The organism is Rhodococcus sp. IEGM 1341, assembly GCF_030056895.1.
Taxonomy (GTDB): domain Bacteria; phylum Actinomycetota; class Actinomycetes; order Mycobacteriales; family Mycobacteriaceae; genus Rhodococcoides.
Window position 1 is genome coordinate 250,656 of record NZ_JASHKV010000003.1, and the last position, 23,611, is coordinate 274,266.

A 23,611-nucleotide genomic window follows, 5' to 3' on the forward strand; every position below is an offset into this window, starting at 1 on the left:
ATCGAGCCGCGGCAGGCGCGTGGCCGGCAGTAGAGAGGAAGGGAGCAGGAGTGACTGTGTCATCGGATTCACACCCGGCTCCGGGTTCACGTCCGGCGCATCCACCGCACACCGAAGTACGGGAGGTGGCGTCCGCGGTCGGTGCAACGATCGGCGAGGCCGATCCCGCCGGTGTGAGCGTGACCGGTATCGATCTGCGTGCACAGTCCGTTCTTTCCGGCGATCTCTTCGCCGCACTGCCCGGATCGTCTCGACACGGTGCCGAGTTCGTCGCCGACGCAGTCGAGCGGGGTGCCGTGGCGGTGTTCACCGATCCGGCCGGACTCGAGATCGTGCGGAGAGCGCTCGCAGGCACGGGTCGACAGGTTCCGGTTCTGGTGCACGAGCGTCCGCGCCAGGTGTTGGGTGCTGTCTCCGCTCTCGTGTACGGCAACCCGTCGTCGAAGATGACCGTCATCGGTATCACCGGTACCTCGGGGAAGACGACGACGTCGTATCTGCTCGAAGCCGGCCTGACTGCTGCAGGTCGTCGATGCGGTCTGATCGGCACCATCGAGACACGTGTTCTGGGCCGGCATGTACCGAGCGCGCTCACCACGCCCGAGGCCCCGCAACTGCACGCGCTCTTCGCCGTCATGCTCGAAGAGGGTGTCGACACTGTGGTGATGGAGGTGTCCTCCCACGCGTTGTCCCTCGGCCGGGTCGACGGCACCTGCTTCGCGATCGGTGCGTTCACCAATCTCTCCCAGGATCACCTCGATTTTCACGACTCTCTCGAGGACTACTTCTCGGCCAAGAGTCGGTTGTTCGCGGCCGACTCGGCGGTTCGTGCCGACACCGCCGTCGTCTGTGTCGACGACGCGTGGGGCGTGCGGATGGCGGACATCGCTCGATCGGCCGGGTCGGCCGTGGTGACGGCGTCGACCGGTGCCGATTCGCAGTGGACGGTCTCGGATTGGGCCAAGCACGACGACGGCACCCAGTCGTTCACCGTCGCCGATCCGCAGGGTGCGTCGCTGCCGGTCTCGGTTCGGTTGCCGGGTCGCTACAACGTCGCGAACACCGTGCTGGCGTTGGCGACCTGCGCGGCGGCCGGGGCCGACGTGCGCAAGGCCGTGACCGGGGTCGCGACGGTCGACGTGCCGGGCCGCGTACAGCGGATCGACCGTGGACAGAACTTCCTGGCGGTGGTCGATTACGCGCACAAGCCTGCCGCCGTCGAGGCCGTGCTGGCGACGTTGCGCGAATCCTCGCGTGGACGAATCGCGGTGGTGCTCGGAGCAGGTGGCGACCGCGACACCGCGAAGCGTCCCCTGATGGGTGCCGCCGGAGCGCGCGGCGCAGAGCTCCTGGTGGTGACCGACGACAACCCGCGCAGCGAGGATCCGGCCATCATTCGGCAGGCCGTCGAGGACGGCGCATTGTCGGTGCCGGACGAGGCCCGCGGTGAAGTACGAAACGTGGCAGGCCGCGCGGCGGCGATCGAACAGGCCGTGGCCTGGGCACGCGAAGGGGATGTTGTGTTGATCGCAGGTAAAGGGCACGAGACCGGACAAGAGGTAGCGGGTGTGAAGCATCCGTTCGACGATCGAGTGATACTCGCCTCGGCCATCGATGCGCGTCGGGTCGGCACGAGCGCGGGCGTACGGTGATCCCCCTCTCGATCGACCGCATCGCCGAGATCGTCGGAGGCACGGTGCACGATGTGCCGGATCCGTCGGTCGTGGTGCCAGGACCGGTGGAGTTCGACTCCCGCAAGGTCACCCCCGGCAGCATCTTCCTCGCCCTACCCGGTGCGAAGGTGGACGGTCACGACCATGCCGCCGCCGCGGTTGCCGCAGGTGCGGCGCTGGTACTGGCCGCGCGTCCGGTGGGCGTACAGGCCGTGGTCGTCAGTCCGGTCCCGCACGAGAGCCGCGCGATGGCACTCGAGAACGACCCGGACGGCTCCGGTTCGGCAGTGCTGTCCGCGCTCGGCGCTCTGGCCCGGGCCTCGGTGCTCGAGTTGACGGCCGCGCACGGCCTGACCGTCGTCGGTGTGACGGGATCCTCCGGGAAGACCTCCACCAAGGACCTGATCTCTGCGGTCCTCGAGCCTCTGGGCTCGGTGGTGGCACCGCCCGGATCGTTCAACAACGAGTTGGGACATCCGTGGACGGCGCTGCGAGCGGATGCCGAGACCGATTTCCTCTGTCTGGAGTTGTCCGCCCGAGGAATCGGCCACATCGCCGAACTCGCCACGCTCGCACCGCCCCGGATCGGGGTGGTCCTTAATGTCGGAACCGCGCACCTGGGCGAGTTCGGCTCGCGCGCGGCCATCGCACTGGCGAAGGGCGAGCTGGTCGAGGCGCTGCCGAGTGCCGCCGACGGGGGAGTGGCGATCCTCAACATCGACGATCGCCTCGTCGCCGAAATGGTCACGCGTACAACGGCTGCCGTCGTCACGGTCGGGCGCAACGCAGATGCCGACATCAGAGCCCTCGACGTGCAGGTCGACACCGACGCCCGGGCATCGTTCACGCTCGAATGCGCAGCGGGTTCGGTACCGATCACCCTGGCGGTGCACGGTGAGCATCAGGTCGGCAACGCCCTCGCGGCAGCGGCCGTCGCCCTCGAGTGCGGAGCAACGCTGACGCAGGTTGCCCAGGCGCTCGGGGCCGCCGCACCGACGTCGATCAGGCGGATGGACGTGCGCACCCGCGCCGACGGCGTCACCGTCGTCAACGACTCGTACAACGCCAACCCCGATTCGATGCGCGCCGCACTCAAAGCACTGGTGTCGATGTCGCGTCGCGACGACGGGCCGAAGCGCCGCAGCTGGGCGGTGCTGGGAGAGATGGGCGAGCTGGGTTCGGACTCGGTGGTCGAGCACGACGCGATCGGCCGCCTCGCCGTCCGCCTCGATGTCGACCGTCTGATCATCGTCGACTCCGGCCGTCCCACCCGGGCGTTGCACCAGGGTGCCGTCATGGAGGGTTCGTGGGGCGAGGAATCGATGCTGGTGCCCGACCGTGAAACGGCGATCGCAGTACTGCACGAGGAAGTGCGTCCCGGCGACATCGTGCTGGTGAAAGCCTCGCAGTCCGGGGCGATGTGGACCGTCGCAGACGCCCTGCTGGCCGATGCGTCGAGCGCCACCGCGGAGGGTGAGCAGTGAGGCAGATCCTCTTCGCCGGAGGCATCGCGCTCGCGGTCGCGATCCTCCTGACCCCGGTGCTGATCAAGACCTTCTCGAAACAGGGCTTCGGCCAGGAGATTCGAGTGGAGGGCCCGGCGAGTCACCAGTCCAAGCGGGGCACACCGACAATGGGTGGCGTCGCAATTCTGGTCGGCATCTGGGCCGGCTACTGGGGCTCGCACCTGATCGGTATCGGCTACGACGCAGACGGCCCTTCGGCCTCGGCCCTGCTCGTTCTCGGTCTGACCACGGTGCTCGGTCTCGTCGGCTTTCTCGACGATTTCATCAAGATCCGCAAGCAGCGCAACCTGGGTCTGAACGCCACCGGTAAGTACGTCGGTCAGATAACGGCAGCCGTGCTGTTCGCGATCCTGGTGTTGCAGTTCCGCAGCGAGAGTGGGCTCACTCCTGGCAGCACCCAACTGTCGTACGTACGCGACATCGCCACCTGGTCGATGTCCGCGGTGGTCTTCGTGTTCTTCGTCTGCCTGCTCGTGATCGCATGGTCCAACTCGGTCAACCTCACCGACGGCCTGGACGGCCTCGCAGCCGGGTCGATGACATTGGTGCTCGGTGCCTACACCGTCATCACCTTCTGGCAGTACCGCCAGGCGTGCGCCGGGCCCGCCGGGCCCGCCCCCGGCTGCTACGACGTTCGAGATCCCCTCGACCTGGCACTGGTCTGCGCCTCCGCAGCGGGAGCCTGCATCGGCTTCCTGTGGTGGAACGCCGCGCCTGCCAAGATCTTCATGGGCGACACCGGATCCCTGGCCCTCGGCGGTCTGATCGCGGGCCTGTCGGTGGTGACCAAGACCGAACTGATCATGGTGGTCATCGGTGCGCTGTTCGTCGCCGAGGCCGCATCGGTCGTCATCCAGGTCGCGGTGTTCCGATCCAGTCGCCGACGCGTGTTCCGCATGGCACCGTTCCATCATCACTTCGAGTTGGCCGGATGGGCCGAGACGACGGTGATCATCCGGTTCTGGTTGTTGGCCGCCATCGCGTCGGCCGTCGGACTCGCCCTGTTCTACAGCGAGTATCTCGCTGCTGTCGGCGGATAGGGCATGGACGAATCTCCGCACGACGCTCGGACCGACCTGACCTGGTTGCGCGGCAGTTCGGTGCTGGTGACCGGTGCCCGCATCTCGGGACTGGCCGTCGTGCAACCGTTGCTCGATCTCGGTGCCGTCGTCACCGTCACCGACTCGAATCGTGCCGCGCTGGACGAGGCGTCGGAATCCGGGGCTGCCGTGGTGCTGCAGGACGACCTGCTCGACGATCCGGCGGCGCTCGCTGCGTTTTCGCTCGTCGTCACCAGTCCCGGCTTTCGTCCCGACTCTCCGGTGCTGGCCGCGGCCACCGAGCAGGGCATTCCGGTGTGGGGCGATGTCGAGTTGTCCTGGCACGTGGACCGGGCCGAGTTGTACGGACCCCGAACTCGCTGGCTGGTGGTCACCGGCACCAACGGAAAGACGACCACTACCTCGATGCTGGCGTCGATACTCGACGCGGCAGGCATCGCATCGATGGCCTGCGGCAACATCGGACTCCCCATCGCCGACGCGTTGCGCGGTACCCCGCATCCGAGTGTGCTCGCCGTGGAGTTGTCGTCGTTCCAGTTGTTCTGGGCTCCGTCGGTGCGTCCGGCGGCGGGGGTGGTGCTCAACATCGCCGAGGACCATCTCGACTGGCACGGCGGTATGGACGGATATGTCCAGGCCAAGGCTCGTGCGTTGAGTGGCGATGTCGCGGTGGTCGGTCTCGACGACTCGAGGGCGGCGAGTCTCGCTGCCGGATCGCCCGCAGCCACCGTCGTCGGGTTTCGGTTGGGTGAGCCGGCCTCGGGTGAGCTGGGAGTGCGGGCAGGGATGCTCGTGGACGACGCCTTCGGTGCGAACGTCGAGTTTCTCGCTGCGGAGGACGTGGAGCCGAGCGGCCCGTCCGGCATTCTCGATGCGCTCGCGGCAGGCGCGCTGGCTCGTTCGATCGGGGTGGAGGCCGACGCTGTTCGGGTGGGGCTGCAGACCTATCGGGTGGGTCCGCATCGTGCGGCGGTGGTGCGCGAGCTCGGCGGGGTGACGTTCATCGACGACTCGAAGGCGACCAACCCGCACGCCGCTCGCTCCTCGATCTCGGCGCACGATCGCGTCGTGTGGATCGCGGGTGGGTTGCTGAAGGGTGCGGTGATCGACGATCTGGTGGTCGAGATCGCCGATCGTCTCGTGGCTGCGGTCGTTCTCGGGCGCGATGGGATGCAGATCGCAGAGGCTTTGGCGCGACACGCGCCCGATGTTCCGGTCGTCAGGCTCCCTTCGGGAGACGATGCTGGTGTGACTCATGGTGCTGAAGATGCTGATGCGGTGATGCGGGCGGTCGTGGCCCATGCGGCCGAACTCGCCGCGCCGGGGGATACGGTCCTGCTGGCCCCGGCCGCCGCGTCACTGGACATGTTCGCCGACTACGGCCACCGCGGCCGCAGCTTCGCCGAGTCGGTCCAGCGCCTCGAGGCCACCGACATCGGATCGTCGCGATCGTGACTGCCGCCGGTCATCCGCCGCGTCCACCTCGCCGCACCGCCGCTCCACGCACCCGAATCGGCCTGTGGTTCGGCCGACCGCTCGCGTCCTTCCACCTCGTCGTCACGATCGCGGTACTGCTCACGGTGTTGGGCCTGGTGATGGTGCTGTCGGCGTCGTCCGCCGAGTCCTTCGCAGCCGATGAGTCCGGGTACGCGCTCTTCACCCAGCAGCTGATCGGTGTCGCGCTGGGAGTCGTGGCGTTCTACGTCGCTCTCCGGCTGCCGGTTCGCTACCTCAGGAAGCTGTCGTTTCCGCTGTTCCTGGTTTCGATCACCATGTTGATGTTGGTGCTCATTCCCGGAATCGGTGCCGAACGCCAAGGTGCGCGCCGCTGGTTCGACTTCGGCGTCGTGTCCTTCCAGCCGTCCGAGCTGGCCAAGGTCGCGCTGGTTCTGTGGGGCGCACACCTGTTGGCCTCGCGGCGCAGCGAGCACGGCAACATCAAATCGCTGCTGGTGCCGCTGTTGCCTGCAGGTCTGCTGATGTGTCTGCTCGTCGTGCTGCAGCCGAACCTCAGTACCGCCATCGCCCTGGGCATCATCCTGGTGGCGCTGCTGTGGTTCGCGGGCCTGAACGCTCGGCTGTTCGGTGCGGTGCTGATGACCGGTCTGGCGTTGGCGACCGTGCTCGCGTTCACCGCCGGTTACCGATCCAATCGCGTCAAGGCCTGGCTCAACCCGGGTGAGGACACCCAGGGCCTGTCATATCAGTCCACCCAGGCGAAATACTCTCTCGCCGACGGCGGAATGTTCGGTCGCGGGCTCGGGCAGAGCCGCGCGAAGTGGAGCTACCTGCCCAACGCGCACAACGACTTCATCTTCGCCATCATCGGCGAGGAACTCGGAATGATCGGCTGCCTCGCAGTCATCGGATTGTTCGGCCTCTTCGTCTACACCGGCCTGCGCATCGCCATGCGTTCGGTCGATCCGTTCCTGCGGCTGTTGACCGCAGGTGCCACGTGCTGGGTGTTCGGCCAGGCCATGATCAACATCGGCTACGTCGTCGGGTTGCTGCCGGTGACCGGTCTGCAGCTGCCCCTGGTGTCCTACGGTGGCACCTCGACCGCGATCACGCTGCTGATGTTCGGCATCATCGCGAGCGCCGCCCGCCACGAACCCGAGGCGATCGCGGCCCTGCACGCAGGGCAGGAGGGCCGAATCGCGCGAGCTCTGAAGCTGCCGCTGCCCGCCGTGTTCTCGCCCAAGCGAGCCGCGATGGCGCGCTCGAAGTCCACTCGCCCCACACTGGCGGCGCAGGATCGCAAACGCCTAGAGTCCCGTAAGGGCAAGGGCAGTGACGCACGGACAGCGCGGGCTGCCGAGCCCGGCCGTGCCCGCACGCGCGTCTCCAGTTCCCGGACCGACGCGATGTCGCCCACATCGGCTGCGTACCGGAGCGACGCTCCCCGCGGTAACGCCCGCGGCAACCCCCGTCGAAGCGATCCGGTCCGGCGAGAGCCCGCCGCAGGATCGCGATCGGCATACCGTCCGCGGCCGGAACCACAACCCGGTCGCCCTCCCGTCCGCTCGGGTGAGCGAGGATATCGACGGTGAAGCAGACATCTCGACCGATTTCCGTAGTGGTTGCCGGGGGCGGAACGGCCGGGCACATCGAGCCTGCGCTCGCTGTGGCCGACGCCTTGCGTGTCCTCGACCCCACCGTCACCGTCACCGCTCTCGGCAGCAGCCGGGGCCTCGAGACGACTCTCGTCCCGGCTCGCGGGTACGCACTCGAGCTCATTCCGCCCGTTCCGCTGCCTCGTAAGCCCACCGTCGACCTGCTCAAGTTGCCGCTGCGCGTCGTGCGATCGGTGCGCCGCACCCGAGAGATCTTCGCGGCCGTCGAGGCGGACGTGCTCGTCGGATTCGGCGGCTATGTCGCGTTACCGGCCTATCTCGCGGCCCGCGGTCGACTGTTCGGCCGTGGTGGCCGAATTCCCGTGGTCATCCACGAGGCCAACGCACGAGCGGGTATCGCCAACAAGGTCGGTGCCCGCTCGGCCGAGCGGGTACTCGCCGCGGTCGCGGGCTCGGGGATCGCCGCGCGCGGTGCTGCCGACGCCGACGTGATCGGAATTCCCGTGCGTCCCACCATCACCGGACTCGACCGGGCTGCCGTCCGCGCGGAGGCTCGCGCGCACTTCGGCCTGCCCGAGAACGGCCCGGTGCTGCTGGTGTTCGGCGGCTCACAGGGGGCCCGATCGCTCAACGACGCGGTGTCCGGAGCCTCGGCGGCTCTCGCCGATGCGGGAATCTCGGTTCTGCACGCCCACGGTCCGAAGAACTCGCTCGATGTCGAGCAGCGCAATCCGGCCGCGCCGTACGTCGCGCGCGCCTACATCGACCGGATGGATCTGGCGTACGCGGCCGCGGACCTCGCGATCTGTCGCTCCGGTGCCATGACGGTCGCCGAGGTTTCCGCGACCGGTCTGCCCGCCGTCTACGTGCCCCTGCCGCACGGCAACGGCGAGCAGGAACTCAACGCCCGTCCCGTGGTCGACGCCGGAGGTGGCATCCTGGTAGCCGATGCGACACTGACCGAGCAGTACGTGAGCGAGACAGTGGTCGCGCTGCTGGCCGACACCGAACGAATCGCCACCATGTCTCGTGCCGCCGCCGGTGCCGGGCACAAGGACGCAGCAGCTGCCGTCGCGCAGATCGTGCTCGATACCGCGCACGCGGCGCGGCGCTGAGCTGGGCGGCGTCGCGCATGAGAAGAGAACGAGGGAGACGTCCGCGTGACAACTGAGGGTGCGATGTCGGATCTGCCGGCAGAGCTCGAACGAGTACACATGGTGGGCATCGGTGGTGCCGGAATGTCCGGCATCGCGCGGATCCTGCTCGCTCGCGGGGGACAGGTGTCGGGTTCGGATGCCAAGGAATCGCGCGGCGTGCTCGCACTGCGCGCACGCGGCGCCCAGGTCCGCATCGGTCACGACGCCAGCGCCCTGGACATGATCGACGGCGGACCCACCGTGGTGGTGACGACCCACGCCGCGATTCCTCAGACCAATCCCGAACTCGTCGAAGCCCGCGAACGTGGAATCCCGGTGGTGCTGCGACCGGCCGTGCTGTCTTCTCTCATGCAGGGATACCGCACGCTGTTGGTCTCGGGTACGCACGGAAAGACGTCCACGACCTCGATGCTGGTCGTCGCCCTGCAGCACTGCGGGTTCGATCCGTCGTTCGCCGTCGGAGGAGAGCTCAACGAAGCCGGGACCAACGCCCATCACGGCAGCGGCGACGTGTTCGTGGCCGAGGCGGACGAGAGCGACGGCTCGCTGCTGCAGTACACGGCCAACGTCATCATCGTGACCAACATCGAAGCCGATCATCTGGACTACTTCGGCACCACCGACGCCTACGTTCAGGTGTTCGACGACTTCGCTGCGCTCCTCGGTCCCGGCGGTGTGCTCGTGGCCTGCATGGACGACCCGGGTTCGGCGGCGCTGGCTCGACGCGTGGTCGAGCGGAACCTTCCCGGAGTGAAAGTGCTGGGATACGGGTCCTCGGACGTCGACGCCGGGCCGGTCGACATGGCCGTTCGGTTGCTGGCGTGGGAGCCCGAGGACATCGGTGGCGTCGCGCAGTTGCAGATCGCAGGTGAGGACGCGGCGCGCACCGTACGGCTCGGCGTCCCCGGCCGGCACACTGCACTCAACGCGCTGGCGGCGTTCGTCGCGGCGCGCCAGGTCGGTGCCGGTGTCGAGGAATTGCTGGCCGGACTCACCGGTTTCGGCGGCGTGCATCGACGCTTTCAGTTCACCGGGCGTGAGCACGGCGTCCGCGTGTTCGACGACTACGCGCACCACCCGACCGAGGTGCGTGCGGTGCTGACTGCCGCGCAGGCCCTCGTAGCAGGCCAGGATCGTTCGGGTGGCGAGCAGGGACGGGTGGTGGTGGTGTTCCAGCCGCACCTGTACTCGCGGACCGCGACGTTCGCCGAGGAGTTCGGTGCCGCGTTGTCGTTGGCCGACGAGATCGTCGTGCTCGACGTCTACGGCGCGCGCGAGGAGCCGTTGCCCGGTGTGACGGGGGCGCTGGTTGCCGCTTCGGTGACCAAGCCGGTGAACTATCAGCCGGATCTGTCGTTGGTGGCCAAGCAGGTCGCCCACCTGAGTGTGCCCGGCGATGTCGTCATCACCATGGGAGCCGGCGACGTGACGATGCTCGGCGGGCCGATTCTCGATGCGCTTCGCTCGAAGACCGATTTCGGTGCTGCGACCGGCCGCGGAGTACCGAAGGATCGGCCGTCGACGTGACCCGCCGCTCCGATCGAGTCCGTTCTTCGAGGTCGGGAACAGCTGCACGAGAGGGTGATTCGCCGTCCGCGGTCACCGACAAGCAAGCTCGTGCTCAGGCACGGGAAGAAGAGCGCGCCCGAGTGAAGCGGTCGCGTCGCAAAGCCGCGCTGATTGCGCTCGCCGTGGTGGTCGTCGTGGTGGGATCGGCTGCGCTGGTGTACTTCACGCCGCTGTTGTCCGTTCGCACCATCGCGGTCGCGGGGGCATCGTCGGTGTCCGAGCAGGAGATCCTCGATCGGCTGGACGTACCCGTCGGCCTTCCGCTGGTTCGGGTCGACACAGCGGCCGCTGCGCAGCGGGTGGCGACGATCCCGGCGCTGGCGACGGTCCGCGTGCAACGCCAGTATCCGTCCACCGTGCAGGTGACGGTCGAGGAGCGAGTTCCGGTGGCGTTCTTCGATTCTCCGGACGGCACCCATCTCCTGGACTCCACCGGCGTCGATTTCGCGATCGCGCCGCCACCGCCAGGGGTAGTACGTCTGGTGACCGACAATCCGGTGTTCGGTGATCCGGTGACGAAAGATGCACTGGCGGTTCTCGATACGTTGCCACCGCTGCTGCGCGATCAGGCCGCCGAGCTGCGGGCGAGCACGCTGTCCGACATCTCGATTCTGCTGCTCGACGGGCGCACCGTCGTGTGGGGCAGCAAGGACGACTCCGAGCGCAAGGGCGCGGTCGCGATCGCATTGCTGTCCCAACCCGGTCAGATCTTCGACGTGTCGAGTCCGGATCTGCCCACCACCAAATAGTTTCGACGCGCGGACCGGAATTTCTCGCGTGGCGTCGGCGCGCCTAATGGCGATAGTCGTCGGCGATGAATAGCGTTTCGACCAGTTCAGTACTTGACATAACTCTAAGCCTGTGGTTTAGGTTGAGGGTTTTCCACATTTCAGGCAACAATCCACGGAAGGCGAGAGCCCATGACGCCCCCGCACAACTACCTCGCCGTAATCAAGGTCGTCGGCATCGGCGGCGGCGGCGTGAACGCGGTCAACCGCATGATCGAACAGGGACTCAAGGGAGTCGAGTTCATCGCGGTCAACACCGACGCTCAGGCCTTGCTGATGAGTGACGCAGACGTCAAGCTCGACGTCGGCCGCGAACTGACCCGCGGACTCGGCGCAGGTGCCGATCCCGAGGTCGGCCGCCGCGCAGCAGACGATCACAAGGACGAGATCGAAGAGGTGCTCAAGGGTGCCGACATGGTGTTCGTCACCGCAGGCGAGGGCGGCGGCACCGGTACCGGTGGCGCTCCTGTCGTCGCCAACATCGCTCGCAAGCTCGGCGCACTGACCGTCGGTGTCGTCACCCGGCCGTTCTCTTTCGAGGGCAAGCGGCGCGGTGGACAGGCCGACACCGGCATCCAGCAGCTCCGCGAGTCCTGCGACACGCTCATCGTCATCCCGAACGACCGACTGCTCCAGCTCGGCGACGCGGCCGTCAGCCTCATGGACGCGTTCCGCAGCGCCGACGAAGTACTGCTCAACGGTGTCCAGGGCATCACCGACCTGATCACCACTCCCGGACTGATCAATGTCGACTTCGCCGACGTCAAGGGCGTCATGTCCGGCGCAGGCAGTGCACTGATGGGTATCGGATCCTCACGCGGTGAGGGTCGCGCGATCAAGGCGGCCGAATCGGCGATCAACTCGCCGCTGCTCGAAGCCTCGATGGAAGGTGCACGCGGAGTGCTGCTCTCCATCGCCGGTGGATCCGATCTCGGTCTGTTCGAGATCAACGAGGCCGCCTCGCTGGTGCAGGAAGCCGCACACATCGACGCCAACATCATCTTCGGCACCGTCATCGACGACTCGCTCGGCGACGAGGTCCGCGTGACCGTCATCGCCGCAGGCTTCGACGGCGGAACCCCGACGCGGCGTCCGGTCGAAGCTGCCACCTCCACCCGCGGCCCCATCGGATCGGCTCGCTCGGGCGAGGTGTCCTCCAAATCGACCGACAGTTCCGACGGTGCTGTGTTCCGCGACCCGGTCGGCGCACCGAGTGGTAGCAGTCTGCCGCCGCTGAACTCGTCGAGCTCGTCCAACCGCGAATCGTCGAGCCGCGAATCCGCAGCGGGTTACGGTCGCGACTCGTCCGGCCAGGGCCGGGACTCGTCCGGACAGGGCCGCGAGTCCGTCGGTTCCGGCCGTCGCGTTCCGATCGCCGAGGACGAGGGCGAAGACGAAGTCGATGTGCCGTCCTTCATGCGGCGGTGAGTGACACCGCTTCCGCCGGTCCGTTTCGTGTCCGACGCGTCTCGACGACGCGGGCGGGCGGCGTCTCGGCACCGCCGTTCGACACGTTCAATCTGGGCGATCACGTAGGTGACGACCCCGCTTCGGTGGAAGCCAACCGTCGACGCCTCGGCGATCGACTGGGTATGGGACTCGAACGGCTCGTGTTCATGGAGCAGGTCCACGGACGCACCGTCACCGTGGTGGACGGTCCGGTGTCCGAGCCGGTGCCGATGACCGATGCGTTGGTGACGACGCAACGTGATCTCGGTCTGGTGGTGTTGACTGCCGATTGCGTGCCGGTCCTGCTCTCCGACGAGGAGGCAGGCGTGATCGCAGCGGTGCATGCAGGACGGGTCGGTGCCCGCATCGGCATCGTTCCCCGGGTGTTGGCCGCCATGGTCGAGCTCGGGGCGGTTCCGGCGCGGATCGGCGCATTTCTCGGTCCGGCGGCGAGCGGCCGACAGTACGAGGTGCCCGCCTCCATGCGAGCGGACGTCGACAAGCATCTCCCCGGCAGCGCGACGACCACGGTCCGCAACACGCCGGGGCTGGACATTCCCGCCGGTATCCGCGCTCAGCTGCTCGCCGCGGGAGTGTCCGGTGTCGCTCAGGATCCGCGGTGCACCATCGAGGACCGGGCCTTGTTCAGTCACCGTCGTGAAGGATCGACCGGCCGAATCGCCAGTGTCGTCTGGATGGACAGCACATCCCCAGGTGATCGGGCCGAAACGGCAGACCGGTGAACCGGCAGAAGAGGTTGTCATGAGCGAACCCACCGGCAGCGCGTCGGGCACCGACCGGGCGCAGGAGATCGAGACGGCGTTGACGTCGGTGCGCGAGCGGTTGCACCGCGCCTGTGTCGATGCGGGCCGGTCGCCCGCCGACGTGGCTCTGCTGCCGGTGACCAAGTTCTTCCCCGCCTCGGACGTGCGGGTTCTCTACGAACTGGGGTGCCGCGACTTCGGCGAGTCCCGAGAGCAGGACGCGTCGCCCAAGGTCGCCGAGACGGCCGAAGATTTCGTCGGCGATCCGCCTCGCTGGCACATGATCGGACACCTGCAGCGAAACAAGGCGAAGTCGGTTGCCGCGTGGGCGCACGCCATTCATTCCGTCGACAGTGCGCGGTTGGTGGCCGCACTGTCCAAGGCGACGACGGCGGCATTGGACGAGGGTGTGCGTCGGACCGAACTCGACGTGATCGTTCAGGTCAGTCTCGACGGGGATGTGCACCGCGGCGGCGTCGAACGCGACGAACTCCACGAGCTTGCCGACGCGGTGTCGAACGCGTCCGGGTTGCGTTTGGCGGGGTTGATGGCGGTGCCACCGCTCGGTGCCGATCCGGACGCCGCATTCGCCGATCTCGAGAGCCTGCACCGTCGGCTGACGGCCGATCATCCCGAAGCGCTCGAGCTGTCCGCAGGCATGACCGGAGACCTGGAAGCTGCTGTGCGGCACGGATCGACGTGCGTGCGTGTCGGTACCGCAATACTCGGCGCGCGGCCGATAACCTCGCAATAACAGTCCATGGATCACATCAGTCACAACAGACACTTGCGAACCTGGAGATGGACAGTAGACACACCGCCACGGAAGGCAGAACGATGAGCACCCTGCACAAGTTCAAGGCGTACTTCGGCATGGTTCCGCTCGCCGACTACGAGGACGACTACCTCGACGATCCGGACACGCGACGCAGTTCCCGTGGTGGTCGTGACACCTACGACGACATGGATGAGCGTGAATTCGTGAAGCCGTCGTTCGGTGGATCTCGGCACGCGCAGGTCGAGGACGACTACGACGACTACGAGGCCCCGCGTCCGGCGACGCTGGCCCCGATCGGCGGACGAGGACGTGGCGCGGCACCGACCACGCGAGGTGCAGCAACCAGGGGAGCGTTGGCCATGGACACTCGGATGGACGTGCGTGCGGAGACGCGACGCAGCCCTATCGCGGACGACGGCGGCCCGCTCTCGAAGATCACCACGCTGCGACCGCGTGACTACAGCGAGGCGCGCACCATCGGTGAGCGTTTCCGCGACGGCACTCCGGTCATCATGGACCTGGTCGAGATGAGCAACGCCGACGCCAAGCGCCTGGTCGATTTCGCGGCCGGGCTCGCCTTCGCGCTGCGCGGTTCCTTCGACAAGGTGGCGACCAAGGTATTCCTGCTCTCGCCGGCCGACGTCGACGTCTCGCCGCAGGAGCGCAGGCGGATCGCCGAGACCGGCTTCTACAGTCAGCAGTGAGAGATTCGCTGTTCGGGGCGGTAGTGCAGGGCTGTGACCAGCGCGCTTTGCTCAGCCCGTCGAATTCAGGCAGAGTATAGCCGTGATCGTGTTCACGGTGATCAACATCGTATTGTTTCTTTTTTGGCTCCTTCTCATCGGTCGAATCATCGTCGAGTTCATCAGAACTTTCGCGAGAGATTGGCAACCGACCGGGTTGGTCGTCATCGTGCTCGAGGCGATCTTCACGGTCACCGACCCGCCGGTGAAGTTCCTCCGCAGGATAATTCCGCCGCTCAACCTCGGCGGAGTGCGACTGGACCTGTCCATCATGGTCCTGCTGTTCGTCGTCTTCATCGCGTGGAATGTGACCAGCGGTCTCGCGGCCTGAGATCGCAGACGAAATGTTAGAACGCGGGACCCAGCGCATGCTGCGTGTCCTGTGTGACAGAATGGACGCCAGTTACAGTTTGATTGTTCTGCACTCGCGCGGAATGGCATATAACTGAATGCTTGCTCTACCGCCCCAAGACGCGTGAAGGGATCCTTCCATGCCGCTGACTCCAGCTGATGTGCACAATGTCGCGTTCAGCAAGCCGCCCATCGGTAAGCGTGGTTACAACGAAGACGAGGTCGACGCTTTTCTCGACCTCGTCGAGCAAGAGTTGTCGCGACTGATCGAAGAGAACGCCGACCTCCGCCAGCGGGTCGGTGAGCTCGACCAGGAGCTTGCGGACGCCAAGAACGCTTCGCGGCAGAGCCCGCAGGCGGCTCAGGTCGCGGCACCGAAGGCCGAGCCACAGCGCCCGGTGGATCCCCCCAAGCCACCGCCCGTCGCGGCCCAGCCCGCTCCGGTCGCACCCGTTGCGGCGGCCCCGCAGCAGAGCGGCGACTCCAACATGCAGGCCGCCAAGATTCTGGGCCTCGCTCAGGAGATGGCCGATCGTCTCACCGGTGATGCCAAGTCGGAGTCCGAGCAGCTGCTCGGCAACGCGCGCACCAACGCCGAGCGTTTGGTCTCGGATGCCCGCACGCGTTCGGAGTCGATGATGTCCGAGGCTCGGCAGAAGTCCGAGTCGCTGCTGTCCGACGCACAGACGCGCTCCGAGACCCAGCTGCGTCAGGCCAAGGAGAAGGCCGACGCACTGCAGGCCGATGCCGAGCGCAAGCACACCGAGATCATGGCGACGATCAACCAGCAGCGTTCGGTCCTCGAAGGTCGCATCGAGCAGCTCAAGACGTTCGAGCGCGAGTACCGCGTGCGGCTCAAGTCCTACCTGGAATCGCAGCTCGAAGAGCTCGAGAACCGTTCCTCGGCGCTGCCGGTGGACAACGGGCAGGACAACTTCAACCAGGACAGCCAGTCGTCGGGGTACAGCCAGTCGTACGCCAAGGGCAACTGACGCAGGAGTTCGTGTCGATGCTGCCGAACACGGCAGCATCGCACCCTGACGTCGCGTCGAACGGTGAGCGAGGAATCACGTGCTGGTCCTGACTCTCGGCGCAGCGGCTATCGGCTTCGGCTTTCTAATTCTTGCGTTGATGACGGGGTCGGTCGTGTGGGCGTGGGCCTGCATCGTCGTGTGTATCGTGGGAGCAGTTCTGCTACTTGTCGGTGCACTGACGGGCAAACGACCACCGCCGGAACCCGACAAGTAATATGTGCTGATTTCCCCAGTTGTTTCAGGCGTCGATCCGGCTATCACCGGGGAGCTTTCGGAAGAACGACTCGGTTCGATGGGCAACCACCTCGAATCGACGTCCAGTAGAACCGAACGGGTGAGCCCGTCACAGCTCACGTGGAGAGGCTTGCTCCGGCGACAGTGTCGTCGGAGCCGAGCAAGCGGGGTGGTACCGCGGTATCCGACGTCCCGATCGTCGAATGTCGTCCCCGTGCCAACAGGTGTCGCGTCCAGTACGCGTCCGGCACGGAGGAGACAGATATGGCAGATGCGAGCGCACGTCCGAAGAATGCGTCCTACCCGCTGGTCGATCTGGCCGAGGGCCGATCGGGCAGTGTCCCGTTCCCCGATCTCGAACGCATCGTGCTGCACGAGTGGGCCGAGGACGGCACCTTCCGAGCCAGCATCGACAATCGAGCGGGTGCCGAGGAATTCGTCTTCTACGACGGCCCTCCCTTCGCGAACGGTCTGCCGCACTACGGCCACCTCCTCACCGGCTACGTCAAGGACCTCGTCCCGCGATTCCAGACGATGCGGGGCAAGAAGGTCGAGCGCCGCTTCGGCTGGGACTGCCACGGTCTGCCCGCAGAGTTGGAAGCGGAGAAGCAGCTCGGTATCAAGGACAAGTCCGAGATCGACGAGATGGGTCTGGCGAAGTTCAACGCCTACTGCAAGCAGTCGGTACTCCAGTACACCGACGAGTGGCGGGACTACGTCACTCGGCAGGCGAGGTGGGTCGACTTCGACAACGACTACAAGACCCTCGACGTCGACTTCATGGAGTCCGTCATGTGGGCGTTCAAGACGCTGCACGACAAGGGCCTGATCTACCAGGGCTACCGAGTTCTGCCGTACAGCTGGTACGAGCAGACGCCCCTGTCCAATCAGGAGACCCGCCTCGACGACGCGTACAAGATGCGTCAGGATCCCGCGGTCACCGTCACGATGCCGTTGACGGCTCCCGGCTCGCCCCTGGACGGCGCGAACGCGTTGATCTGGACCACCACGCCGTGGACCCTGCCGTCGAACCTGGCGATCGCGGTGCATCCCGAGGTGCAGTACGTGCAGGTGCGAGGCACCGACGGTGAGCGTTACGTGCTTGCCGCTGCGCGTCTTTCGCACTACGCGAAGGAACTGGGGGAGGAGCCGGAGGTGCTCTCGGAGCACACCGGTACCGAGTTGGTCGGACTTGCTTACGCACCGCCGTACGATTTCTTCCTCGGCCACGAGAACTCGCACCGCGTGCTGCAAGCCGACTACGTCACCACCGATTCGGGCACCGGAATCGTCCACCTCGCACCGGCTTTCGGCGAGGAGGACATGGACGTCGCCACCGCGAACGGCATCGAGGTGGTGCAACCGCTCGACGCAGGCGGCAAGTTCACCTCGCTGGTGCCGCCGTACGAGGGCCTGATGGTGTTCGACGCCAATCCGGTGATCATCAAGGACCTCAAGGCGTCGGGTCGGTTGCTGCGGCACGAGACCATCGAGCACTCGTACCCACACAGCTGGCGCAGTGGTCAGCCACTGATCTACATGGCGGTGCCGTCGTGGTTCGTCGCAGTCACCAAGTTCCGTGATCGGATGGTCGAGCTGAACCAGGAGATCACCTGGGTTCCCGAGCACATCAAGGACGGCCAGTTCGGCAAGTGGCTCGAAGGTGCACGCGACTGGAACATCAGCCGAAACCGGTACTGGGGCAGTCCGATTCCGGCGTGGACTTCCGACGACCCGGCGTACCCACGGCTGGATGTGTACGGCAGCCTGGACGAGCTCGAGCGTGACTTCGGTGTGCGGCCGACCGATCTGCACCGGCCCTACATCGACGATCTGACGCGTCCCAACCCGGACGACCCGACGGGTGAGTCCACGATGCGCCGCGTTCCCGAGGTGTTGGACTGCTGGTTCGAGTCCGGCTCGATGCCGTATGCGCAGGTGCACTTCCCGTTCGAGAACGAGGAGTGGTTCTCCACGCACAACCCGGGCGATTTCATCGTCGAGTACAACGGGCAGACACGCGGCTGGTTCTACACGTTGCATGTGCTGGCCACGGCCCTCTTCGATCGACCGGCGTTCAAAACTGTTGCTGCACACGGCATCGTGCTCGGTGACGACGGCCTGAAGATGAGCAAGTCCAAGGGCAACTACCCGGACGTCAAGGAGGTCTTCGACCGCGACGGCTCCGACGCCATGCGGTGGTTCCTGATGTCCTCACCGATCCTGCGCGGCGGCAACCTCATCGTCACCGAGCAGGGCATCCGCGAGGGCGTCCGCCAGGCGTTACTGCCGATCTGGAATGCGTGGAGCTTCCTTCAGCTCTACGCCTCGAAGCCCGGGCAGTGGCGAACCGGTTCGCCGCACGTGCTCGATCGTTACGTTCTGGCCAAGCTGTCGGCCACCCGCGACGCGATCACCGATGCGCTCGAGGGCAACGACATCGCCGGTGCCTGCGACGAGCTGCGCACGTTCTGCGATGCGTTGACCAATTGGTATGTGCGACGGTCGCGTTCGCGGTTCTGGAGCGAGGACGCCGACGCGATCGACACCCTGCACACCGTGCTCGAGGTGCTCACGCGCATCGCCGCCCCGCTGCTGCCCCTGATCAGCGAAGTGGTGTGGCGGGGCTTGACCGGTGGCCGCTCGGTGCACCTGACCGACTGGCCCGAGGCCGACGAACTGCCGTCGGATCCCGAACTCGTCGAGAGCATGGACGAGGTCCGCACCGTGTGCTCGACCGTTCTGGGTCTGCGCAAGGCACAGAACCTGCGCGTGCGGTTGCCGCTGCCCGAGGTGACCGTCGCGGCCGCCGATGCGGAGCGGCTGCGTCCGTTCGTCGACATCATCGCCGACGAGGTCAACGTCAAGAAGGTCGATCTGACCGAAGACGTTGCGGTACACGGAAAGTTCGAGCTCGTCGTCAACGCGCGTGCTGCGGGCCCGCGGATCGGCAAGGACGTCCAGACCGTCATCAAGGCCGTGAAGGCAGGCGATTGGTCCGAGGACGCGGACGGTGTGGTGAGCGCAGCAGGAATTGCGCTGCTGCCGGAGGAATTCACTCGCAGGCTCGTTGCCGCCGAGCCCGAATCGACGGCGCCGTTGCCCGGAAACGCCGGACTGGTCGTGCTCGATTCCGCCGTCACCGAGGAGCTCGAAGCCGAGGGCTGGGCCAAGGACCGCATCCGCGAACTGCAGGACGCGCGTCGCAATCACGGCTTCGAGGTCTCGGACCGCATCGACATCGTCATCGAGGTCCCCGAACATCGGCAGGCGTGGCTCGACACGCACCGCGATCTCATCGCCGGTGAGGTGCTCGCACTCTCGCTCGTCGACGGACGCGTCGGGGACGACGGCAGCGATCTCGGTGAGGGAGTGCGGGCAGCGATCACCAAGTCGTCATGATCGACGTCGACGGATCGGTCGTCGTGCCCACCGAGCAGTGGTCGGGTACGACACCCGACCGTGCGGCGCAGACGCTCGGCTTCACCGTCGATCTCGGCTGACCATGTCGAACATCGCCGACGACACTCTGCGGAGTCGCCGATGGGTGCTGCACCTGGACATGGACGCGTTCTTCGCATCCGCCGAACAGCTCACTCGCCCCACGTTGCGGGGCCGCCCGGTCCTCGTCGGCGGGGCGGGTGGGCGGGGAGTGGTGGCCGGTTGCAGCTACCAGGCGCGTGCCTTCGGGGCGCGTTCGGCCATGCCGATGCATCAGGCTCGCCGACTCGTCGGAGCCGGGGCCGTGGTGTTGCCACCGCGGTTCGTTCTCTACTCCGAGCTCAGCCGACGCGCTTTCGAGGCACTACGCGGACCCATGCCCGTTCTCGAACAACTCTCGATCGACGAGGCGTTCGGTGAGCCGCTCGAACTCGCCGGTGCGACGGTTCACGAGGTCGAGCAGTTCTGCGCGGGCCTGCGCGCACTGATACTCGCCGAGACCGGACTGGTCGCCTCGATCGGTGCCGGATCCGGAAAACAGATTGCCAAGATCGCGTCGGGACTGGCCAAACCCGACGGCATCACCGTCGTCGCTCCGGGAATCCAGGCCGAGTTGATGGCGGCTCTGCCGGTTCGGAAATTGTGGGGGATCGGACCGGTGGCCGGAGAGCGCTTGCGACGCTTGGGGATCGACACCATCGGCAAGTTCGTGGCCACCCCGGAGTCCGAGGTGGCGTCGATTCTCGGGGCCACGATGGGGCCGAGCCTGCATCAGCTCGCACGCGGAATCGACAATCGCGTCGTGGCCGAGCGGGCCGAGGCCAAACAGGTCAGCGCCGAGACGACGTTCGCACAGGACCTGATCTCTCTCGCTCAGCTCCGCCCGGCCATCGAGTCCATCGTCGATTCGACGCATCGCCGGTTGCTGAAGGACGGTCGGGGTGCCAGGACGGTGGTACTGAAACTGCGCAAGTCCGACATGAGCATCATCACCCGATCGGCAACGTTGCCGTACGCGACGGTGGACAAGCAGACCATCGTGGCCACGGCACAGCGACTTGCCGTCGATCCGGTCGACGTCGGTCCGATCAGGCTCGTCGGCGTCGGGCTGGCCGGGCTGTCGGCCGTGCGACAGGGTTCGCTGTTTCCCGAGCTGGAGTACGAGCCTGCCGCGGATGCGACCGAGGAGTCGCCCGCACCGATCGAGGCCGCCGCGGATGTCGTCGTCCCGGACGGTCCGCGGTGGCAACCGGGCATGGACGTCCGGCATCCCGACTTCGGTCACGGCTGGGTGCAGGGGGCCGGTCACTCGGTGGTGACCGTGCGATTCGAGACGCGAACCAGCGGGCCGGGAATCGCGCGCACCTTCGCCGAATCGGACGACAACCTGGTCGTTGCCGACGTTCTCGACAGCCTGAAGTGAGCTGTGGCGTCGCTGAGGAAACTCTGTGAGGTTTCACAGGTATGCCGATCGCGTTGTGACTCGGGCGTGTCGAGCTGACATAGTGGACCAGGTCCGAGACGACCCCATTCCAGACGACCGACGAGTCACAGAACGATCGAGACGTGACTCAGAGTGAAAAGGACAAGCACTTGAAGCTTCGCAACACCCGACGGGCAATGGTTGCCGGCATCGCCATCGCCGGAGCGCTCACCATGACCGCCTGCAGCTCCGGAGGCGACGAAGAGCCCACCGCGACGACGACGGCGGTCACAACTTCTGCCGCTGCCGCTCCCGACGCCGGTGCGTACCCGCCGGTGCCGACCGTGGAGGACCTCAACGCTCAGCTCGTACGCGGGCTCGACCCCAACGTTCCGGTCGAGGAGAAGGCCGCCCTGATCCAGGGTGCATCCGAGGATCCCGAACTGATCAACCAGGTCGCCGCCGCTGCCGTCGCCAACAACGCGCAGATCGAGATCACCAGCATCGACGATCTCGGCACCGGCGTCCTCAACGCGGGCATCACGATCACGCTCAACGGCCAGGCCAACCCCGGCACCTTCCAGTTCGTCCCCGAGGACGGCGTCTGGAAGCTCTCCAAGGACAACGCGTGCGGCATCGTCTCGCTCGCGCAGCTGACCAGCCCGGCGTGCCCCGCACCCTGAGTCCTGCCGATCGTCTCTGACCGACAAGAACACTGCCGGTGACATGTCCCCTCGGGGACGTGTCACCGGCAGTTTTTCGTGGGCCCGGCTCGATTCACATGCTCGGTGTCACCGATCGAATGCGTTCGACGGCAGCCTCGGCGACAGCGGTGACGGTCTCCGGTTCCAGGCCGGCCTGATCCGAGACGACGATCTGGACGACGGTCGAGTCGACCACGGCCACCACCACATCGGAGACCAAGGTGAACCCTTCACTGCTGGTGGTCAGGCGTACCGAGGCCGACGCGTCACCGACCGTCGACTGCTCCCGGCCCGCCAACGCGTAGTCGACGCTCACCCCGTCCGCATCCGTGCCGCTGAACGTCGTGCACCCCACCCACGCCTGCTGGATCGCCGTGAAGGCCTCGGCCGTGCCCGTATCGGGGTAACTCGCCGCGTCCTCGTCGATCGAGGAGAAGTTCGGTCCCGAGAAGCGGACGACTGCGTTCGACGCCGCACCGCCCCGCTGCTCCGAGATCGGTGCCAGTACCGCAGCGCACTCGGCAGGATCGGTACCGGACTCGTCGGGGGAGTCGTACTCGGGAGCCGGATCGAGACCGAGATCCTGAACGGGGTCGGGAATCGAGGAGAAGCCGTCCGGGAGGTCGCCGAGACCCAACATCGCTGCGGCGAGGACGCCGGAGTCGGTGATGGGGGCACCGAGCAAGGGATCGGGTGCGGGGACGGAGCTGGGCGCGGGTGCAGGGGTCGGGGCCGGCTCGTCTGCGCTGCACCCGGACGCGGCGACGCCGAGGACAGACAGCGCCGCCAGCAGCTGCGTCGCGGTCCGCCCGGTCATCGGGCGGCCCAGGTGATCGAATCTCCGACGGTCTGACGCAGCACGGTTGTGCTTTCGGGGTCGGTGTACATCTGCTCGCCACCTGCGGTGATCGATCCGCCGACGGGAAGTGGTCGGGTCAGATCGATCTCGAGCGTTCCCGAGCCGGTGAACGTGTACGTCTCGATATTGAGCGTCCCTGCGTCGTCGGGCAGGTTCCAGGTGGTCGATTCGGGCGTCTGGGTGATCGCGACGTCCAGGGTCGCTCGGTCACCGTCGAGTGCGCGCAGCGTGACCGTGGTGCGCTGGTTCAACGTGATGCCGCTCAGTACCTGTTGATCGACGGTCCATGTCGCGCCCACTCCCACCTCTGCTTCGGGGAAGTCGACGGAGCGGTACACCGCGGCGTTCAACGAGCGTTCGATCGCCGCGCGGGCGGTGTCGAGCGCGGCGTCGGCGGGGGTGATGTGCAGTGCGGTGATCGCTCCCGAGTCGGTGGTCGCCAGCCGTGCCGACGAGCCCTCGGATGCGGAGAGTGCGTCGGTCAGGCCCTCGTCGGGCGACGTCGCAGCTCCGATGGTCAGCTCGACGGACCGGGTAGCGCCGGTCGAGGCGTCGTCGTCCGGGACGGTATCGGACGTCGATGCGGACAGGGGCACGGTCAGTTCGGGGCTGGAGAAGTCCTGTGGAGCCCCGTCGCTGATCTGCTGCGAGACGGTGGAGGTGGTGGTGAGGTCCACGTTCTGCTCGTTCGCGTCGGAGGTTTCGAAGGCCAGTACGCGTCGCGGCTCGGTGCCGGGGTCGACCACGGTGGTGGTCGTCGGCGTCACGGCGATCGTCACCTCGTTCGAGGACGCCGCCTGCTCGGGAGCGGGATCGGTGTCGGTGTCGGCGCTCGAACATCCGGCGACGAGAACCAGTGCACAGCAGGCAGCGAGGAAACCGGAGCGGACGGTGCTGGAGCGGACGGTGCGGAAACGATCGGTCGACTTCACGGCCACCAGGCTACTGACACCGCCCGTGGCGACCGGTGGTGCGCGGCACGG

20 protein-coding genes are annotated in these 23,611 nt (G+C 66.7%); 18 read left to right on the forward strand and 2 right to left on the reverse strand.

The annotated features are described in order from the left end of the window. The first annotated feature begins 50 nt into the window (after nt 1-50). The 18 genes from QM615_RS10620 to QM615_RS10705 all read left to right on the forward strand — a co-directional run bounded on the left by QM615_RS10620 (nt 51) and on the right by QM615_RS10705 (nt 21,748). Entirely contained in the window at nt 51-1,652 is a 1,602-nt protein-coding gene (locus QM615_RS10620) for a UDP-N-acetylmuramoyl-L-alanyl-D-glutamate--2,6-diaminopimelate ligase (RefSeq protein ID WP_094688474.1), read from the forward strand. Further along, nucleotides 1,649-3,157 carry a UDP-N-acetylmuramoyl-tripeptide--D-alanyl-D-alanine ligase gene (locus tag QM615_RS10625; RefSeq protein WP_149406120.1) on the forward strand — a complete coding sequence of 503 codons (1,509 nt, stop codon included), beginning with the start codon at nt 1,649-1,651 and terminating at the stop codon, nt 3,155-3,157. The genes QM615_RS10620 and QM615_RS10625 overlap by 4 nt, the downstream gene beginning before the upstream one ends. Further along, complete coding sequence (gene mraY / locus QM615_RS10630; protein ID WP_032394385.1) at nt 3,154-4,239, forward strand: phospho-N-acetylmuramoyl-pentapeptide-transferase; 1,086 nt, start codon at nt 3,154-3,156, stop codon at nt 4,237-4,239. Before QM615_RS10625 ends, mraY begins: the two co-directional genes overlap by 4 nt. A gap of 3 nt (nt 4,240-4,242) precedes the next feature. Next, nucleotides 4,243-5,715: a UDP-N-acetylmuramoyl-L-alanine--D-glutamate ligase gene (gene murD / locus QM615_RS10635; RefSeq protein ID WP_149406119.1), complete on the forward strand. Its 1,473-nt coding sequence runs from the start codon at nt 4,243-4,245 to the stop codon at nt 5,713-5,715. Beyond that, a complete protein-coding gene (gene ftsW / locus QM615_RS10640; RefSeq protein WP_068051961.1) occupies nt 5,712-7,310 on the forward strand; it encodes a putative lipid II flippase FtsW in 1,599 nt (532 codons plus the stop codon). The genes murD and ftsW overlap by 4 nt, the downstream gene beginning before the upstream one ends. Continuing rightward, nucleotides 7,307-8,449 carry an undecaprenyldiphospho-muramoylpentapeptide beta-N-acetylglucosaminyltransferase gene (gene murG, locus QM615_RS10645; protein ID WP_217901112.1) on the forward strand — a complete coding sequence of 381 codons (1,143 nt, stop codon included), beginning with the start codon at nt 7,307-7,309 and terminating at the stop codon, nt 8,447-8,449. Before ftsW ends, murG begins: the two co-directional genes overlap by 4 nt. Nucleotides 8,450-8,512: 63 nt before the next feature. After that, the gene (gene murC / locus QM615_RS10650; RefSeq protein ID WP_094669869.1) at nt 8,513-10,018 is read left to right on the forward strand and encodes a UDP-N-acetylmuramate--L-alanine ligase; all 1,506 of its coding nucleotides are present in this window, start codon (nt 8,513-8,515) and stop codon (nt 10,016-10,018) included. Further along, nucleotides 10,015-10,809: a cell division protein FtsQ/DivIB gene (locus QM615_RS10655; RefSeq protein WP_149406118.1), complete on the forward strand. Its 795-nt coding sequence runs from the start codon at nt 10,015-10,017 to the stop codon at nt 10,807-10,809. The genes murC and QM615_RS10655 overlap by 4 nt, the downstream gene beginning before the upstream one ends. A gap of 171 nt (nt 10,810-10,980) precedes the next feature. After that, nucleotides 10,981-12,276 (forward strand): cell division protein FtsZ, encoded by a 1,296-nt coding sequence (gene ftsZ / locus QM615_RS10660; protein ID WP_068051956.1) that lies wholly within the window; start codon nt 10,981-10,983, stop codon nt 12,274-12,276. Then, a complete protein-coding gene (gene pgeF, locus QM615_RS10665; RefSeq protein WP_068051953.1) occupies nt 12,273-13,040 on the forward strand; it encodes a peptidoglycan editing factor PgeF in 768 nt (255 codons plus the stop codon). Before ftsZ ends, pgeF begins: the two co-directional genes overlap by 4 nt. A gap of 19 nt (nt 13,041-13,059) precedes the next feature. Continuing rightward, a complete protein-coding gene (locus QM615_RS10670; protein ID WP_068051992.1) occupies nt 13,060-13,815 on the forward strand; it encodes a YggS family pyridoxal phosphate-dependent enzyme in 756 nt (251 codons plus the stop codon). Between the two features lie 83 nt (nt 13,816-13,898). Then, nucleotides 13,899-14,543 carry a cell division protein SepF gene (locus QM615_RS10675; RefSeq protein ID WP_068051950.1) on the forward strand — a complete coding sequence of 215 codons (645 nt, stop codon included), beginning with the start codon at nt 13,899-13,901 and terminating at the stop codon, nt 14,541-14,543. Between the two features lie 82 nt (nt 14,544-14,625). Beyond that, the gene (locus tag QM615_RS10680; protein WP_068051947.1) at nt 14,626-14,913 is read left to right on the forward strand and encodes a YggT family protein; all 288 of its coding nucleotides are present in this window, start codon (nt 14,626-14,628) and stop codon (nt 14,911-14,913) included. Between the two features lie 160 nt (nt 14,914-15,073). Beyond that, nucleotides 15,074-15,925 carry a DivIVA-like cell division protein Wag31 gene (gene wag31, locus QM615_RS10685; protein ID WP_094640120.1) on the forward strand — a complete coding sequence of 284 codons (852 nt, stop codon included), beginning with the start codon at nt 15,074-15,076 and terminating at the stop codon, nt 15,923-15,925. 79 nt (nt 15,926-16,004) lie between these two features. Continuing rightward, on the forward strand, nt 16,005-16,181 hold the full coding sequence (locus QM615_RS10690) for a hypothetical protein (protein WP_176460265.1): 177 nt from the start codon (nt 16,005-16,007) through the stop codon (nt 16,179-16,181). A gap of 284 nt (nt 16,182-16,465) precedes the next feature. Next, the gene (gene ileS, locus QM615_RS10695) at nt 16,466-19,603 is read left to right on the forward strand and encodes an isoleucine--tRNA ligase (RefSeq protein ID WP_149406117.1); all 3,138 of its coding nucleotides are present in this window, start codon (nt 16,466-16,468) and stop codon (nt 19,601-19,603) included. Nucleotides 19,604-19,706: 103 nt separating this feature from the next. After that, complete coding sequence (locus QM615_RS10700; protein ID WP_068051935.1) at nt 19,707-21,065, forward strand: DNA polymerase IV; 1,359 nt, start codon at nt 19,707-19,709, stop codon at nt 21,063-21,065. A gap of 197 nt (nt 21,066-21,262) precedes the next feature. Then, nucleotides 21,263-21,748: a WKL family lipoprotein gene (locus QM615_RS10705; protein ID WP_176460298.1), complete on the forward strand. Its 486-nt coding sequence runs from the start codon at nt 21,263-21,265 to the stop codon at nt 21,746-21,748. 94 nt (nt 21,749-21,842) lie between these two features. On the opposite strand, the gene QM615_RS10710 is transcribed toward QM615_RS10705, so the two are convergent. Further along, on the reverse strand, nt 21,843-22,586 hold the full coding sequence (locus QM615_RS10710) for a hypothetical protein (protein WP_068051932.1): 744 nt from the start codon (nt 22,584-22,586) through the stop codon (nt 21,843-21,845). After that, a complete protein-coding gene (locus QM615_RS10715; protein WP_262498364.1) occupies nt 22,583-23,560 on the reverse strand; it encodes a hypothetical protein in 978 nt (325 codons plus the stop codon). Before QM615_RS10715 ends, QM615_RS10710 begins: the two co-directional genes overlap by 4 nt. Between the last annotated feature and the right edge of the window lie 51 nt (nt 23,561-23,611).

Excerpts from the sequence above, each read along its gene's own strand:
- murD (WP_149406119.1), top strand. The coding sequence starts at position 4,243 with ATGGACGAATCTCCGCACGACGCTCGGACCGACCTGACCTGGTTGCGC.
- murC (WP_094669869.1), top strand. The coding sequence starts at position 8,513 with ATGTCGGATCTGCCGGCAGAGCTCGAACGAGTACACATGGTGGGCATC.
- ftsZ (WP_068051956.1), top strand. The coding sequence starts at position 10,981 with ATGACGCCCCCGCACAACTACCTCGCCGTAATCAAGGTCGTCGGCATC.
- QM615_RS10670 (WP_068051992.1), top strand. The coding sequence starts at position 13,060 with ATGAGCGAACCCACCGGCAGCGCGTCGGGCACCGACCGGGCGCAGGAG.
- QM615_RS10675 (WP_068051950.1), top strand. The coding sequence starts at position 13,899 with ATGAGCACCCTGCACAAGTTCAAGGCGTACTTCGGCATGGTTCCGCTC.
- wag31 (WP_094640120.1), top strand. The coding sequence starts at position 15,074 with ATGCCGCTGACTCCAGCTGATGTGCACAATGTCGCGTTCAGCAAGCCG.
- ileS (WP_149406117.1), top strand. The coding sequence starts at position 16,466 with ATGGCAGATGCGAGCGCACGTCCGAAGAATGCGTCCTACCCGCTGGTC.
- QM615_RS10700 (WP_068051935.1), top strand. The coding sequence starts at position 19,707 with ATGTCGAACATCGCCGACGACACTCTGCGGAGTCGCCGATGGGTGCTG.
- QM615_RS10705 (WP_176460298.1), top strand. The coding sequence starts at position 21,263 with ATGGTTGCCGGCATCGCCATCGCCGGAGCGCTCACCATGACCGCCTGC.
- QM615_RS10710 (WP_068051932.1), bottom strand. The coding sequence starts at position 22,586 with ATGACCGGGCGGACCGCGACGCAGCTGCTGGCGGCGCTGTCTGTCCTC.